Annotated in this window: 9 protein-coding genes and 1 pseudogene; 3 read left to right on the forward strand and 7 right to left on the reverse strand. The window is 41.5% G+C overall.

Going from position 1 to position 16509, the window contains the following annotated elements; all coding sequences use genetic code 11:
- Positions 1 to 108 precede the first annotated feature (108 nt).
- Positions 109 to 1029 (reverse strand): hypothetical protein, encoded by a 921-nt coding sequence (locus NXX38_RS25355; RefSeq protein WP_148365036.1) that lies wholly within the window; start codon positions 1027 to 1029, stop codon positions 109 to 111.
- A gap of 92 nt (positions 1030 to 1121) precedes the next feature.
- Between NXX38_RS25355 and NXX38_RS25360 the strand changes: the two genes are divergently transcribed.
- Complete coding sequence (locus NXX38_RS25360) at positions 1122 to 5048, forward strand: response regulator (RefSeq protein ID WP_258981572.1); 3927 nt, start codon at positions 1122 to 1124, stop codon at positions 5046 to 5048.
- Positions 5049 to 5259: 211 nt separating this feature from the next.
- Here the strand turns inward: NXX38_RS25360 and NXX38_RS25365 are convergent, their stop codons facing one another.
- The 5 genes and pseudogenes from NXX38_RS25365 to NXX38_RS25385 all read right to left on the reverse strand — a co-directional run bounded on the left by NXX38_RS25365 (position 5260) and on the right by NXX38_RS25385 (position 11469).
- Positions 5260 to 5802, reverse strand: coding sequence for a DUF4369 domain-containing protein (locus tag NXX38_RS25365; protein WP_148365038.1), 543 nt, complete (start codon positions 5800 to 5802; stop codon positions 5260 to 5262).
- A gap of 84 nt (positions 5803 to 5886) precedes the next feature.
- Positions 5887 to 6753: a BT1926 family outer membrane beta-barrel protein gene (locus NXX38_RS25370; protein ID WP_148365039.1), complete on the reverse strand. Its 867-nt coding sequence runs from the start codon at positions 6751 to 6753 to the stop codon at positions 5887 to 5889.
- A gap of 26 nt (positions 6754 to 6779) precedes the next feature.
- Positions 6780 to 9383: a hypothetical protein gene (locus NXX38_RS25375; RefSeq protein ID WP_217721641.1), complete on the reverse strand. Its 2604-nt coding sequence runs from the start codon at positions 9381 to 9383 to the stop codon at positions 6780 to 6782.
- A 403-nt stretch (positions 9384 to 9786) separates the two neighbouring features.
- Positions 9787 to 10726 (reverse strand): annotated as a pseudogene (locus NXX38_RS25380) (tyrosine-type recombinase/integrase).
- 116 nt (positions 10727 to 10842) lie between these two features.
- Positions 10843 to 11469: an HU family DNA-binding protein gene (locus tag NXX38_RS25385; protein ID WP_148365042.1), complete on the reverse strand. Its 627-nt coding sequence runs from the start codon at positions 11467 to 11469 to the stop codon at positions 10843 to 10845.
- Positions 11470 to 11825: 356 nt separating this feature from the next.
- Between NXX38_RS25385 and NXX38_RS25390 the strand changes: the two genes are divergently transcribed.
- Together NXX38_RS25390 and NXX38_RS25395 are read left to right on the forward strand one after the other, a co-directional pair.
- On the forward strand, positions 11826 to 14279 hold the full coding sequence (locus tag NXX38_RS25390) for a glycoside hydrolase family 2 TIM barrel-domain containing protein (RefSeq protein ID WP_258981576.1): 2454 nt from the start codon (positions 11826 to 11828) through the stop codon (positions 14277 to 14279).
- Positions 14280 to 14367: 88 nt separating this feature from the next.
- Positions 14368 to 15843 carry a beta-glycosidase gene (locus NXX38_RS25395; RefSeq protein ID WP_258981577.1) on the forward strand — a complete coding sequence of 492 codons (1476 nt, stop codon included), beginning with the start codon at positions 14368 to 14370 and terminating at the stop codon, positions 15841 to 15843.
- 123 nt (positions 15844 to 15966) lie between these two features.
- On the opposite strand, the gene imm9 is transcribed toward NXX38_RS25395, so the two are convergent.
- Positions 15967 to 16473, reverse strand: a complete 507-nt coding sequence (imm9, locus tag NXX38_RS25400; RefSeq protein WP_148365045.1) for an Imm9 family immunity protein — start codon at positions 16471 to 16473, stop codon at positions 15967 to 15969.
- Positions 16474 to 16509 lie beyond the last annotated feature (36 nt).

Genomic DNA, 16509 nt, shown 5'->3' on the forward strand with positions numbered 1-16509 from the left:
ATGCTGTAAAGGTATAGCCCATAAAAGAAGGCACGGGAATGAAAAGTTCCTGTGCCTTTTTATTTTACACAAAGAAAATCTTGTACCCTCATCATTAGGAGATACGGATTACACTTCCTCCGCAGATAAACTGGAGATCATTGTATCCACCCAGTATACAACTGTTCTATCCGCAGGTAAAATACCTTCGAGATAAGGCGAATCAGATACATCTTCCAACCATGCCGTAGTAATCGGACCTCTTTCTCTTGTAAGACTTTGAGTTCCTAAATACGGACTAAAATTAAAGAAGGTGTGTTGTTTCTCTACATCATTTTCACCTGTATATGTAAAGACAAAAGCTTTTTTCTTTTTTCCGGCCAGCGAAGCCCATTCTATCCGATATGTCCCTTCAACAAGCACCTGTTCATCCTTTGTTTTATAGGTGAATTTCCCTCCTTCTCCTTCTTCAGACAAACGATACACATCATCCGGTCGTAACACACAGATATCTCCTTTATTAATAAAAGAATAAAAGACCATTGCCGCATTCACCTTCTCCTGCAAATCGTCTTCTGCGTCAAATAACAACATACCTTCATTGGGTCTGGAGACTTGGAATTCAGGTTGGTCGAGACATGTAAAAGTCAGTACACCATAAGAAACAGTAACAGGCAGCGTGACATAATTGCCGTCTTTATCACTAACGGTAACCGTCACTTTCCCCTTTTTGCCGTGTGAGCTAAGCCATAACCTGTTATCGTTGACCGTTGCCGTCACAATTGTCTCATCGGAGCTTTGTGCCGAGTAACCACCTTTTCCATTAGCTATCCCGATATTCTCCGCTTCCCATCCATTAAGATACAGGACTGTAGAAGAAATCGTGTTCGTACAGGTTCCCGTTTCGTCGATTAATTCGGAACCGCTAAATAAAATAATCTCTGCATCATCTTGACAGGCTGATATACAAAAAGCCATGAGAGAAAGAAGAAAGAAGCCTAATAAAGTTTTTGTTTTCATATTTTCAGTGGTATGGTTAAATCGCGGCATATGCCATTGTTTTGCAAAGATATAAAGTATTTGTAAAAAAAAGACTATCTTTGTATGGAAAAAACACAGCTATCTGTATTCAAATAAAAAGCATGACTTTAAAACACTATTATAGTCTCATTCTCAGTCTAATGACTACTCTTTCCATTTCGTCTCAACAAGTCGTTGTCACGGAGCTTCCTACTCAAAGATTGTTACCGGTAGCACATATCCACCGGATTCTTCAGGATAGCGAAGGTTATATGTGGTATGCAACAGAAGGCGGAGGCCTGTGCCGTGACAACGGTTATCAGATTAACGTCTTTCGTTCGGATTTAAATACGCCTCACCTGCTATCCAGCAACGACATTACCTGTATAACAGAAGACAACGGACATCATATCTGGTTCGGCACCAAACGTGGTTTATACAGATTGGATAAAGCTAATTATCAAATCAACGAAATAACAGACGGGGAACTCAAGAAGCAAAGAGTCGATGCTGTCCGGGCTATTCATGACGGCACTATCTGGACTTCGGCCGAAGGTATGATTTACCACTTTTCCAGTGAAAGCAAATGTCTTGGGAGTTATCCTTCAGAATGGAAGGGCACGAGACGAAACGTTACTGACTTTTACGAAGATGGAAAACATCAACTTTGGGTACTGCAAGGATCGGGAGGTCTTTTACAATATCATCCGTCAACAGACAGCTTCTCGCCTTATCAATGGACATGTGATGCATCGCCCATACAAATGATTGAAGATGTACAAAATGATTGCTATTGGGTGGCTACTTGGGGAAAAGGAGTTGTACAATTAATCCCTTCTTCCAATCCACAATCGGAGGAAGTAATCTGTAAGTTACAACCCGTCACCTTAGAAGGGTACGAACAGACACCGCATAAAACTCAAATACTGGGATTACTTAAAGACAGCCGGCAGGAAGTGTTGTGGGTTTCAGCGATGGACGATTTATATGCTTACCGAATTGTAGATAATGCACTTCACCCCGTCGATACGGAAAGTTTTCTTCCTAAAGGCAAAAAGATATTGGATAGAATCATTGAAGACCGTGCCGGCAATGTATGGGTTCCAGGATATTCTCCCCATACGTTTATCCTCTCGTTCGACGCCAACAAAATCAAACGTTACCCTACTTCTGCCATGTCCGCTATTACCGGTTATCCGGTGATGGCAGACAGAACGATTCAAGAAGGGGACTATTATTGGATATGGCAGGGAAGAACCGGATTATCCATCTACCATCCTGCTTCCGAACAGATTTCTTTTGCATCGGATTTTTCCGAAGAAACAGGAAAGTATAATATCATAAAATGTATCGAGAAATGTCATACTCAACCCGGAATCTGGGCTGCATCCGATAATGCGTGTCTATTGCATCTGCAACATGAAGGCATGAAGATGAAACTGACAAAAGAGATCCAACTGCCGGATGTCCGACAGATTCGTGTATTAAGCGAGGACAATCAGGGAAACTTATGGATAGGCACAGAAAATGCCATCTATCAATATTCTCTTTCCAAAGGGGAACTCAAAAAGTTTCAGGGGAGTGCGAATATGATAAACGACCTGGCAGTTGCCCCGGACGGAACGATATTCTGCATTACAGAAGCATTGGAGTTCCAATATTTTTCCCCGGAAGGAGAAGGACATACGATTCGGAAAGGAGAAAACTATTCATCTGTCTTCATCGCTCCTGATGGTAAAGTGTGGGTAGCTACTTTGGAAGGAAATGTGTACAGCTATCATCCGCAAACTAAAGTTATCTCCCGGGAAGAGAATGCCTGCAACACAAACGGAGATGCTATCAAAGGAATGGAGATAGACAACTTGGGACATTTGTGGATATTGGCAGACCCATACGTAAAAGAGTACAACCCTACGAATCATTCATTTAGAATACTGTATAATTCCGACCGCTTCATTCAAGTGGATTATTTCCTTTCCATCCGCAAAATGAAAGACGGAACGATTTGCCTCGGAGGGATCGGTGCTTTTTGTCTGATTACCCCATCTGCAGAGCTGGATCAATCTCCCAACGATATAAAGCCCGTTATATCCTCCATCAAAATAGACGGAAAAACACAAATAACAGGTATAAATACCCGGCAAATAGAATTGAATCCTGATAATATCAATGTAGAAATATCCTTTTCTACGCTAGAACACTTACACGCCGGACAAATCAGTTATGCCTACCGTCTGAAAGGATGGGATGCAAGCTGGAAGTCACTTCCTCCGGGAGTAAACACTGCGTATTTCACCAAACTTCCCAAAGGCAACTACACACTGGAAATTAAAGCGACGGACATTCACGGTTGTTGGGCACAGCCCATATCCTGCCTGCAAATCAATCGTCTACCGGCATGGTACGAGACATGGTGGGCATACGCCCTTTATATGCTTTCTTTTATTCTGATAGCGGCAGGAGTCATAAAGTTCTACTTCAACCGTCTGCACCGGAAGCAACAGGAACAGTTGGAAGAACAACTGACACAGATGAAATTCCGTTTCTTTACGAATGTCAGCCACGACTTACGCACTCCACTGACGCTGATTATCACTCCTCTGAGCAGTCTGCTTTCGGAGATGCAGGACGGCAAGTTAAAGCAACAGTTATCTTCCATCTATCGCAATGCTGAAGAGTTGCTGCAATTAGTCAATCAATTACTGGATTTCCGCAAACTGGAAGTGAGCGAAGAAAAACTGAATCTGACGAATGCAGATATCAGTGAATTTGTCACAACTACTTGCGAAGCATTCAAGTCGTATGCGAACAACAAGCAGATTCGCTTTTCAGTCATACCACTGAAACAAACGCTTTATATGTATCTTGACCGGGATAAAGTACACAGGATTCTCTACAACTTACTCAATAATGCTTTCAAATTTACACCTCCGGAAGGAAGAATCGATGTGTTTTTCAAAATGGAGAACAGAGGAGGGATACAATACGTCTGCATCATCGTGCAGAACACCGGACAGGAAATAGCAGCAGATGAACTTCCCCATATATTCGACCGCTATTATCAGATCGGGGCAAACACCCACAGACAGGCAACAGCAGGAAGCGGCATCGGACTGCATATTGTGAAAGAATATGTCGCCATGCATCAAGGTTTTATAGAAGTGGAAAGCAATAAAGAAGAAGGAACTGAATTTTGTGTCTATCTTCCGACCAATCTGGTTGATAAACGTTTGCTACCGAGAGAGGAGAATATACCGGATGAATCCGGAGCAACTGAAACGAACTCATCAGATGCCCGGAAGACCATTTTGATTGTAGAAGACAATGAAGAATTCCGCCAATTCATGTATCAGCAGTTATCACAAGAATATCAGGTATGGGAAGCCTCCAACGGAGAAGAAGCGGAAGCCATCGCCAATGAGAAAGAAGTGGATATCATTGTGAGTGATGTCATGATGCCGGGAATGGACGGGTTTGAATTATGTCTCCGGCTGAAAGAGAATATGAAGACTTCACACATCTTCATTATCCTGCTTACTGCCCGCACAGGTGACGAAAACGAACTGGCAGGATATCAGTCGGGAGCAGACTGCTACCTGACAAAACCCTTCAACATGGATATTTTAAAGAACCGGATCCAGCATCTGCTGGCATTGCAGCAAAAACGGAAACAGATATTCTTGTCAAGCATTGAGGTTAATGCGGAAGATCTCACTTCCTCCAAAGTAGACGAACGATTTCTGGAAAAAGCAATCGAACTGGTCGAAAAGAATCTGGATAACAGTGATTATAGCGTGGAAGCTTTCAGTGACGACATGTGTATGAGCCGAATGAATCTTTACCGTAAACTGCAAATTATCACCGGACAGAAACCCACAGAATTTATCCGAAGCATCCGTTTGAAGAAAGCTGCCGGATTACTGACTCATACGGAACTGACCGTTATTGAAATATCGGAAAAAGTGGGATTCGCTACACCGAGTTATTTCAGTAAATGTTTTAAAGAGATGTTCGGAGTATTGCCTACCCAATATCACTCGCAGGATTAAAGGAAAAAAGGACGTCCCCGGGGGAAAAAGGGAATGGGAAATACGGGAACGTCCTCAAAACATAACAATACAGAAATACGGACTTTCACAAGGGCACATTTCTGTCTCTCTTATGCAACACTCCCTTCTATAAAAATATGGAGGAAATATCTGGAGAGGATATTATTATGTGGGAAATTTAGTTTATAGTCTTAAAAGCAATCTGATTGCATCAAAGTGATGAACGATAGGCAGTCCGGATATATTCTCCTACCGCATTGTCATCATTGATTTCTATGTATTTTTTCAATAAATCCGCAAAACCGGATTTTATCTGTTCCGTTTGTTTGTTCTCGCAGGCTGTGGAATATTCATCAACAGCCATGAGAAAATCCTGCATCCGTTCATTCAGCATTGTTCCTCCCGTACAAACCACATCGGAAATATCGGCTTGGATACTGCCATTTTCTATGACGACAGGGAGGCGGTATTCCAGTCCCGATTTGCTGGCACGAATAGAAAGCACTTTTACTACGGGCGACACAATAGTCACCGTATCGGCAAAAGCAAACTTTCCGTGGATTATTTCTGCACTATCTACCGGCTGCCCGCTCGAAGCATCTTTCATATAAACCATTTTTCCTTCGAATTCGGGCAAAGGTGCACTGCCGTTAATCTCGTAACCTTTTATCTGATGCCCGGTGCAAGCCGCTATCAAGCATACTCCCGAAAGAAAAGATAAAAGTTTCACATATCTGTTCATTAAGCTCTTCATTCTTCTTTAAAAAAGAAAAGCCGCCCGCACTATCAGCTGAACGGCTTTCTCTTTTCATTCATACATTTGTATAATCATTCATCCTTAGAATCTGAATCCCAGTTTCACCATAGGCATTTCAAATATCTTGATGTTGTGGTGACTGACATTATATTTATCAAATCCTTTCGGGCAAATCTGTATCAGGTCATAGCGGTAAGCCAGAGGGTGCATTTCGAAACCGAAAACGAAACCTTTAGCAATGCTATACTCGATACCTGCTACGGCAGCTACTTTGAAACCGTACATCTGACCGGCTTTACTTCCGGAAACATAGACCTGTGACGGAAGTTCTTCCGAGTCGTCACTATCCTTATAGGTGTCTCCAGTGTATGGTTCGGTCGTTTCAATGCGTGCCATCTGGAAGCCGAGTGCGCCTCCGAGATACGGATGAATACGTTCGTTGCGAGTCTTGAAATAGTAGTTGGAACCGACAGATACATACCAGTTGTTGGTCATCTGCGCATTGATATAACTTTGCGCAGGGATAATCATGTCGGGTACACTGTTGTCTCCTTCTACATAGTCTTTCTTTGGAGTGAGGCTGACGTTCATGCTGAACTGGAAATTTACATCCCAATTGTCAGACACGAAATACTTACCTTCAATTCCAGCTATATTGACCAGACTATTATTATTCAGACTCCCGATGTTCAGATAGCGGTTCAGATCGCCGGAGTTATCCGTTCCTCCATTGGGAAGTCCGACTACTCCTCCGTCATTGGAGAACTTGGGAAGCAGATAAGAAGTGTTCTCGTTAAAGAACTTTCCGCTACCAAGCAGGACTGAAACCTGCCACTGTCCTTTCTTCGGGGCAAACGACGCATCATCACTGCTGCTGTAACGCTGCGCCATTGAAGGCGCAGCTGTCATACAGGTCAGCAAAAGTAATGTGCATAGTTTTTTTATCATCTTGTTACTTTTACGTAGTTAGGGAATTATTTCAAGAAGATAGCAAGAAGTGCTTTCAACTGAGCGCTTGCAGTATCATAATCTGCCTTGGCAGCATCATATTCAGCCTGTTTTACTTTGATATTTTCCTGAATATTTGCAAATGTATCCTCGATATAATTATTATCAGTATACGTACCTTCGGCCAACTTCTCTAAATTTCTTTCAGCAGTAGCCAAAGCTGCTTTTTTATCAAGAAGGCTAGTAACAGCTTTTAAATATTCAGCATTAATAGCTTCTTTGATTTCCTCCAAAGTCATATTTTTATAATCATCACCTAACTCGTCAAGGCTAGCAATATAGTCAGAAATTGTAGACTCAATCTTATCTTTTATAGCGTCTTTATAGTCATAGTCCTCACTAACTTTCTTAATATTTGCCTCTACTTCCTTAAAGACTTTATCATAAGCTGCTTCAGCGTCAGTCAAAGCAGTCTGTGCTTTTGTTACATTTGCAGCCAATTCTGTTTTTTTCTTATCCAGCGTAGCTTGTTCTTTAGCTTTTTGAGCTGTAAACTCTGCTTTCAAAGCTTTATAGGTATCAGCCTGGTTTATCACAGCAGTCAGACGTGCAGCTTCTGCCGTTGCATAAATAGAGATACCAAGAGTTCCATAGTCACCATCTTGCAATTCTGTTGCCAGTCTATTGCCATTAACTTCCTTAAGAACCATATCAGCTGACACAGCAACTCTTCTAGGTTCATTATCACGATTAAATTTATCACCAAATACTTTTGTTGAAGCTTTTTTCCATGACTCATATGGAATATCACCAGCAGATGCTCCAAGTTCAAGAAGCTTATTTGCATCAGCTTGTTCTATCTTATTAGCTTTTGTCACAGCACCAGCTGTCCATTCAATTAAATTTAATTCTAGCCCTACAATTGACTTGAAGTTTGTCAAAGGATTAGCTATTATCCAAGCTGAAATTGCTTTTTTAGTATTGGTAGAAGTCTCTGTTGCTTCTGCTTTTGTACTTTTAAGTTCCTTATCCAAAGCATCCTGATAGTATTCAGCCAAAGCAGTAGCTAATTTACTGATATTAGCATCCTGTGTTCTAGCAGCATCACCCAATTTATTATAAGCAGCTATTGCAGCTTCGGCAGCTTTTTTTGAAGCATCTATATCAATAGCTTCAACTTCAATATATTTATCGCGAGCTTTCTCCCAAGTCTTATAATCAGCATCGTAAGTTTCATTAGCTTTTGTTGCTTCAGCCTCTGCTTTCACGACTTCAAGTTTAGACCATGCAAGATCTTCCAAATCAATTCCTTGAGTAGCTGCATCAATAAGTTTATTCCAGCCATCAATCTGTTCTTGCGCCTTAGTAACCAGTACAGTTTTTGCATAGCTGAATTCACCTGTTGATTTATTATAGCCATCTACTCCATCAGAAATACCATCAAAAGCATCATTCAGGCCTTTAAGAATGCTCTGATCTGCTTTTTTAGAGTAAGCAGAAGCTACATTAGTAGTAGCATTAACTTTATTGAGAGCCTCCTTAGCATCGTCTAATTTTTTCTTAGCAGCAGTTTTGTTCTTTTCCAAGTTAGGATTAGCAACTTTTAATTCTTCTTTTTTAAGTTCATACTGTCGTTTCTGGACATCTAATGTTGCCATTTCATCCTTCAGCTTTTTAACTTCTGCTTCCCAATCGGCTAATGTAGTATATTCATTATCCAGAATAGCCTTATATCCATCAGCTGTTTTTTGTGCTATATTCAAATTGGATTCAGCGATTTCCACAGCATTCTTCAATTTAGCCTCGATGTTTCCATCAGCCACCCAATTAGGATAGTCCGCCAACTGTTCCTGAAGTTTCTTCAAGCTACCTTCTGCATATCCGTTATTTGCATTATCCGGTTTTTGTGTAATTACATAATATGTAATATACTTTTCATCAGTACCAGTAGTAGTTGTTGTCCCAGCTCCTTCGCCAACACTTGTCTGTGAACTTGTTGATTTAGATACAAGCCTTTGTTCAGTCTTAACTTCTGTCGTTGAATATCCATACATAGCCTTATCCATAGCTATCTTAGCATAAGCAACTTTTGCCTCTACAACATTTAAACGAATTTGTTCTTCATCTGTCAGCAAAATCTTGGAAGCTTCAATCTGTTCCATAGCTTGTTTGTAAGCTTCCTGTGCTTTAGCAGTGGCTGTTTCGGCAAGAAGCATTTTTTCCTTATACTGCTCAACAATCAATGCCTTTTCATTTTCCCACTTAGTTTTGTCAGCTTCAGCTTTTGCAATGGCAGCTTCCGCTTCAGCTTTTGCTTGTGCAGTAGCAGCTTCTTCCTTTTCAATCAAAAGTTTCTTTACTTGAATGTCCAGTTCATGCAACTGCAAATCAATTTCTGCAGACTTATTCTGAAGTGCCAAACCTGCATTAACTAATTCTTGCTCTGCAACCTGTGCTTTTCTCAATTCAGCCTCTACAAGCTCAACTGCAGCTTGAGCTTTGATAAATTCAGACTTTGCTCCCCTAAGTTCTGCAATGCCTTCCGGTTCATCGGTATCAATACATCCCGTGAATGTCGCCGTCGTACCTGCCATGAGCAAGGTTGCGACTAAATACGTCCATTTTCTCATAAAAGTAAATTAAATGTTATACAATTAATAAATAAAAAATTTGTTTGTACTAATTCATGATTTATTTCGCTTCACTCCCCCTCTTCCCGTTACTTTGTAGGTAACGGGAAAACCCTTGTGCCTGCTCTTTTGGAGTAGTCTATACTAGAAAATAATACGATATATGACGAATCTTCTTACCCCTGCTTATGAGAAAAAGTAGAGGGGCGGGAAATCTATTGCAAAATTTAGACGTTAACAAAGTTCTAAGACAAAGAATCCACGTGTTCTTCTGTGTTTATTCCTATTTTGAGTAGTTTATTAGAAAAAATGTACGATTTTGTTTGGATGTTTTAAGAAATATGCTCATATTTGCAGCGTCTTTTCTTCCCGTTACCTACAAAGTAACAGCACTAAAAATCAGCTACTTGCCACAAGCATAGATCCTTTTCAGCGAAGACAGAATCGTCACATTCGCTTCCATCTATTTTCTTATTCTTAAAAGGTTTTAGATAAGTCTCTGTGACAATAATGGATGAATGCCCCATCGCCTCTGAAATAATGCCTGGATGTATCTCGCAATAATATGCCATTGTAGCCCAGGTATGCCGAGCCGTATACGAGCTTAAATCAGAAGTCAATGCAAGTACTTGTTTCAGCAACAGAAGTTGATAGTTAAAATTACGCAAAGCTATCTGATATTCTCTGTAGGTAGCTTCCGTACTCTCTCTGCCAGTCAGTATGGGAAAAAGATAAGGAGAAGCAGAATCGGTGTTCATATACTTTTTCATCAGTTTCATAGTTTCCGGCAGAAGCGTCACGGTCAGAAGCCTTCCGGTTTTTCTACGACGATAAGTGAGTACATTCCCCACTATATCCTGCTTTTTAAGATACGCAAGATCTACGAACGGCATACCACGAAGCATGAACATTAAGAAAAAGTACGCGCGCGTACGTTGCAATTCTCCTCTTCCCTGATGAATTTGTTTGGGAAGCTCTTTCATCAGCCGTTCCATATCCTCCTTTTCCAGTGCACGCTTCCTATCGGCACGCGTCCCTGTATAGACATACCGGAAATGATGCGGTATATAAGACGCCATCCGACGGTCGACCGCACGGTTGTATACCGCTCTCAACGTACGCATATAGGTTGAAACCGTGTTCCAGCTACACTCCTTTTCCCGCAAATACGTTTCAAAACTTTTAAGAAACTCCTGATTCACTTTCTTGAATGGCAGATTCCTGCTCCCGTTAAATGCAATGATAGCATTCATGCTACTCCTGTAAACATGAGCAGTTCCATAGTTCCCACTTTTTCGAAGCCCTTCAGCTACTTCCTTCATAAATGAAATCAAATTCCCCATTTTTATTAATTTTAGTTATCACTCAAGCATGTCCCTGAAGAAAAGCGCCCTCACCGCAATTCCCCCCAATGCTCTTTATTCCAAATCTCAACATATCATCATACAAATATAATGAATTATGTTTTCTTTATATACACCCGATGTGTTCCTCTGCCATCAATCCCGATGCCGGAACCGGGTGTATACGCCCACTGGCGTAATTCATTGGTAGCCGCTGTACGCAGCAAACCTGTCAGTTTCCGGTATTCGTAGACCGTCAGAAAAGGATGTTCCTCCAGATATCTAACAGCCAATGCAAGTCGTTGCTCCGGTGTATACTTCTGTGAAGAACGTTGCGACTTCCACGGAGCCCTTTCCAGCAGACATCTTCCATTGATACGCCTCATCATCTTCCTGTCTACACGAAAGTTCACGTTTCCCACCACAATGCTTCGTGCGTTACGATGGGTTTCACCCTCTCCGGCCTTTTCGCGTTCTTTATCTTTGCATAACGCCAACGAAGGAGAGAATGTTCCGATGCCATCCAGCTTCACAGACTTGCCTTCTGCCATCTGATGTGCCATCTCAATACCTATCTGTGTAATTACGCCTTCCACATCTCCGACGTTAAAACCACTGCTGGATGCTATCTGACGTATCAAATCCTCGGTAGATACCTGTTCCATCATTGCAAACCGCGGATAAAGTACCTGTTCGCCCGTTCCATGAATATCGGGCATTTCTTCCATTATATACATTGCCATAATACTAAAGTTTATTTGAAATATTGATTACTAATAGAAAACTTACTCGCTATAGGTAGAAAACTTGTTCTCCCCTAAAGGAAAAGTTATTTTTCCCTTAGGGCAAACTAAAACCGCAAGTTCCGGTTTTATAACTGAAACTTCTGATTACATAATCAAAAGTTCCGGTTTTATAATCAGAACTTGCGGTTATAGTTTTCTTACTAACAAAGATACGTTTTCCTGCCGGAACAAGCAAGTTTAATCCCTATGAAAAGGAAGTTTGATACATTTGTTGCAGCATCTTGTTACATTTCTATTCCTCACATCACCTGTCACGCTCCTATCTTTGCCCATTATTAAACAAAGAATAGGAAATGATGAATAACTACTTCGAATCTTCTGTAAGGCTACTCGCTCTTTTAGTGTTAATACCCTGCTTTATTGCTGAAAGTTCCGCATCGGAACGTAAAGTCAGCATAAATGAGAACTGGAAGTTTTACCGGGGTTGCATTGCCAATGCCGAACAGACATCTTTCAAGGACGCTCAATGGAGGATACTCGATTTACCTCATGACTGGAGCATGGATCCTGTGCCCGTACAAAGAGAAGGTATAACAATCGGTCCTTTTTCACGCATGAGCGTAGGCGGGGCAGATACCGGACAAACCGTAGGAGGTGAAGGATGGTATAGAAAAGAATTCACCATACAGTTGGAAGATGCCAATAAGATTATTTCCCTTTATTTTGAAGGAGCTTATAACCAAACAGAAGTCTGGATAAACGGGCAGAAAGCCTGTTTTAATCCTTATGGATATATCCCTTTCAAAATCGACATCCATCCATACTGCAACGCTCCCGGCATTCGGAATATAATAGCCGTCAAAGTGGTGAATGAAGGTCTGAACAGTCGGTGGTATGCCGGTTCCGGCATTTACCGGCACGTATGGCTAATGAAAACGGACAAAGTACATTTGGACGAATGGGACACTTTTATAGATGCTTCCAAAGTAGAAGGTAAAAAAGCGACGGTTGATCTTCACTCCATTCTACATAACTCCGGCAAAGAAAAAGTGACCGCCCATCTGAAGATTCAGATATTTTCTCCACAAGGGGAAGAGGTTTATTCCACTACTCAACCAGTCAATATATCCGGTGAAACCAATATCCCCATTTCCCTCACTTTTGATATAAAAAAGCCGGAATTATGGTCGGTAGATACTCCTAGTTTATATACCGCACATCTATCCTTGAAATCTAAGAAGCTATCTGATGAAATAACCGTTCCTTTCGGAATACGAACCGTCGAATTCTCCGCAGAAAAAGGATTTCTATTAAATGGGAAACCGCTGAAATTAAAAGGTGGTTGTTTGCATCATGACAATGGTTTATTAGGTGCCGTAGCTATCAACAGGGCAGAAGAACGCAAAGTAGAGCTAATGAAAGCAAATGGTTTCAATGCAGTCAGATGCTCGCACAACTTACCGTCGGAATATTTTCTACAGGCATGTGACCGACTGGGATTGCTAGTGATTGATGAAGTATTCGATCAATGGCAACAAGCAAAACGCCCGCAAGATTATCACCAATTCTTCGATGAATGGAGTGAACACGATATAGCTACCATGGTGCGCAGAGACAGAAACCATCCTTCTATTATCATGTGGAGTATTGGCAATGAAATAGCTGAACGCGCCGACGAACCCACTGGAGAGATCATAGCCCGGAAACTAATTGCAACCATTCACCGATATGATACAAGCCGCGCCACTACCGCCGCTGTTAACTCGTTTTGGGACAGAAGAGATTTCAGTTGGGAGAAGGATTCGGAAAGGGCTTTCCGGAACCTGGATATCTCCGGTTACAATTATCAATGGAAGGAATATGAAAAAGATCACGCACGATTCCCGCAACGGATTATGTACGGCAGTGAATCGGTGCCCAAAGAAGCAGCACAGAACTGGAACCTGATCGACAAGAATTCCTATCTGATTGGAGATTTTGTCTGGACTGCCCTCGACTATTTGGGTGAAGCCGGTCTGGCACATACTCTCGAACTTGCTCCGGGAGAACACAGTCCGCAGTTTATGGGATGGCCGTGGTATAATGCATGGTGTGGTGACATTGACTTCTGCGGAGACAAGAAACCGCAATCTTATTATCGCGACATTCTTTGGAAAAGACGTGATATTTCATTAGCAGTACAACCTCCCGTAGCCAAAGGGAAAAGAGAAGATATCAACTACTGGGGATGGAAAAACGAATTCCTTAGTTGGAACTGGAAAGGATACGAAGGCAAAACGATGGCAGTACATGTGTATAGTCGTTCCCCTAAAGTAAGACTTTATTTGAATGACAGGTTATTGGGAGAAAAAGAAGTCAATCCCGATACCTATACGGCTTCTTTCGAGGTTCCCTATGAACCGGGACAACTGAAGGCTGTCAACTTGAAGGGAAAGAAAGAAACGACATCGACTGAACTTTACACAACCGGAATTCCGGCAATGATACATTTGACAGCCGATCGTATGAAAATAAAGGCAGATAAAAATGACCTTTCATATATAAAGGTTGAAATATTGGATAAAGATGGAAAGTTAATACCTGACTGTTCCATTCCTTTGGAAATTAAATCTACCGGAAAAGGGTCCGTCATTGCCGCAGGTAATGGAAGTGCGGATGATATGAAAAGCTTTCGTTCCTTAAAGCCGAAAACGTTTCGGGGAAAAGCAATTGCTATCGTTCAGCCAAATGCAGAAAAAGGGACGATCACTCTTACTGTTTCAGCAGAAGGATTACCGGAAGCGGCTATTGTCATAGAGACTTATTAATAAATCAATCTTGATTAAGGATACACAGTTGAATGTACTGCATGAGATTGTTTAAACAGTAATATAAAAATATAAGAACAGGAGAAACATGATTAAGAAAACCACCTTATTAAGTAGTTTATCCATTGTGCTGTCAATGGGGACTATGAGTGCGCAATCCTATGAATGGATTAGCAGTACGGAAAATAACACATGGCAACAGTCTAAAGTCAAGTTGCAGACAAATACCGGGCGCACTCCCCTACTCGAGGTCAACGGTTCGGAGAATGGAACTGTCTTCAAAGCTTGGGGAACATGCTTTAATGAACTCGGATGGGATGCACTCAACATGCTTCCACGGAAGCAACAGGAGATTGTTCTTCAACAGTTGTTTGCTCCCGGAGGAGATCTGAAGTTTACCATGGGACGCTTCTCCATGAATGCCAACGACTACGCCCGCGACTGGTACAGTTGCGATGAAGTATCCGGTGACTTCCAATTGAAGCATTTCAATATCAATCGGGATAAAACAACGTTGATACCTTTTATCAAAGCTGCACAACAGTATAATCCGGATATGACTTTCTGGATGTCGCCATGGTCGCCTCCTTCCTGGATGAAAATCAATCACTACTATTCAGTTCGCAGTGACCGTAATCAAAATCAGATGTCGCCTCTGTCTGATGTAGCACTTTATGAGGATAGTAAAGAAAAGAACACACAGGTATTTCCACAGCAGTTGGCTGTAAATGATTACTTTATTCAGGATCCACGTTATCTGCAAACCTATGCAAACTATTTCTGTAAATTCATCGATGCTTACAAGGAACAAGGCATCCCCATCTCCATGATTATGTTCCAAAATGAGTCATGGAGCTACACCAACTATCCGGGTTGTGCCTGGACGGCAGAAGGTATTATCCGCTTCAATACAGAGTACCTCGCTCCTACTCTGAAAAAGCAGCATCCGGAAGTAAAGTTATATTTAGGAACAATCAACACCAACCGTTATGAGGTGATCGATCAGGTGCTTTCCGACCCACGAATGCCGGAAACAATAGAAGGGGTCGGCTTCCAATGGGAAGGCGGACAGATTTTACCCAAACTCCGCGCCAAATATCCGCAATACAAGTACGTGCAAACGGAAAGCGAATGTGGTTGGGGCTCTTTCGACTGGAAAGCAGCCGAACACACTTTCGGACTAGTGAATCATTATCTGGGTAATGGTTGTGAAGAATATACTTTCTGGAATGCTATTTTGTACGACGGAGGTTTCAGCGAATGGGGATGGAAACAGAATGCTTTGATTCATGTGGATTCAAAGACAGGGACTGCGACCTACACTCCCGAATATTATGCGGTAAAACATTACAGCCATTATGTAACACCCGGCTCGAAAGTGCTGGCATATAAAGATAGAGGAGATAAGATGCCGGTAATGATCGTCATGACTCCACAAAAGAAACAGGTGGTGATAGCCGGTAATTTCAACGAAGAAGCCAAAGAGCTTACTGTGAAATCAGGTACTCGCTATTTGAATGTAACCTTGCAACCTCATTCTTTGAACACTTTCATAGAAAAGTAGAAAAACAGAGCTGCCGCAAAGAGTCTAAATTCAATAATCGACGACTCTTTACGGTAGCACATAGCTATGTTAGTCCCTTGTCTATGCCACTAAAATTGATTCTATTTTACGATTTGGCTACTATTACCGCTTCTTTACTTTATATCCTTTCAGGGTAAAACCGACTTCAAACAGGTTCAAAAGGGCTATCCGAATATTATCTTCTATATAGGTTTCCATATTATCATATTTTGCAAAGTAGACGGGAAGCAGCCTGTTATTCCTCCTATAACTTTCATCCGGTGTTTTACCGGTAAAACGTTCTTTCTTCTTCACCCCCCAACGGACGGTTTTACTACAAGGAAGAGGTATACCTATCGTTAACACTTTTTCTTTAGTTGCCGTATCGGTGATTCCATGTTTCCAGATACTGATATGGCTGGCTCCCAAATAAGTGCCGATATAAAGGACAACGGTCAGCGTCCAATCGTCCAAAGCCTCATCGGTTTGAATGCCATTCACCAAATCAGAGAAATAGCCTTCAACCATTTCTCTGTCAAAACAGTTTAGTTCAGGCCATTCACATTTCTCAAACAGTTGATGCACATTGACAGGAACCAGTAAAGTGGTTATTTCTAACTGATATTTCATTCATTTCGTTTTTATATCATTGCATCTAAAATCGTC

Origin of the sequence: Bacteroides sp. BFG-637 (assembly GCF_024793605.1) — a bacterium.
Classification (GTDB): domain Bacteria; phylum Bacteroidota; class Bacteroidia; order Bacteroidales; family Bacteroidaceae; genus Bacteroides; species Bacteroides vicugnae.

Excerpts from the sequence above, each read along its gene's own strand:
- NXX38_RS25355 (WP_148365036.1), bottom strand. The coding sequence starts at position 1,029 with ATGCCGCGATTTAACCATACCACTGAAAATATGAAAACAAAAACTTTA.
- NXX38_RS25360 (WP_258981572.1), top strand. The coding sequence starts at position 1,122 with ATGACTTTAAAACACTATTATAGTCTCATTCTCAGTCTAATGACTACT.
- NXX38_RS25365 (WP_148365038.1), bottom strand. The coding sequence starts at position 5,802 with ATGAAGAGCTTAATGAACAGATATGTGAAACTTTTATCTTTTCTTTCG.
- NXX38_RS25370 (WP_148365039.1), bottom strand. The coding sequence starts at position 6,753 with ATGATAAAAAAACTATGCACATTACTTTTGCTGACCTGTATGACAGCT.
- NXX38_RS25375 (WP_217721641.1), bottom strand. The coding sequence starts at position 9,383 with ATGAGAAAATGGACGTATTTAGTCGCAACCTTGCTCATGGCAGGTACG.
- NXX38_RS25385 (WP_148365042.1), bottom strand. The coding sequence starts at position 11,469 with ATGGCAATGTATATAATGGAAGAAATGCCCGATATTCATGGAACGGGC.
- NXX38_RS25390 (WP_258981576.1), top strand. The coding sequence starts at position 11,826 with ATGATGAATAACTACTTCGAATCTTCTGTAAGGCTACTCGCTCTTTTA.
- NXX38_RS25395 (WP_258981577.1), top strand. The coding sequence starts at position 14,368 with ATGATTAAGAAAACCACCTTATTAAGTAGTTTATCCATTGTGCTGTCA.
- imm9 (WP_148365045.1), bottom strand. The coding sequence starts at position 16,473 with ATGAAATATCAGTTAGAAATAACCACTTTACTGGTTCCTGTCAATGTG.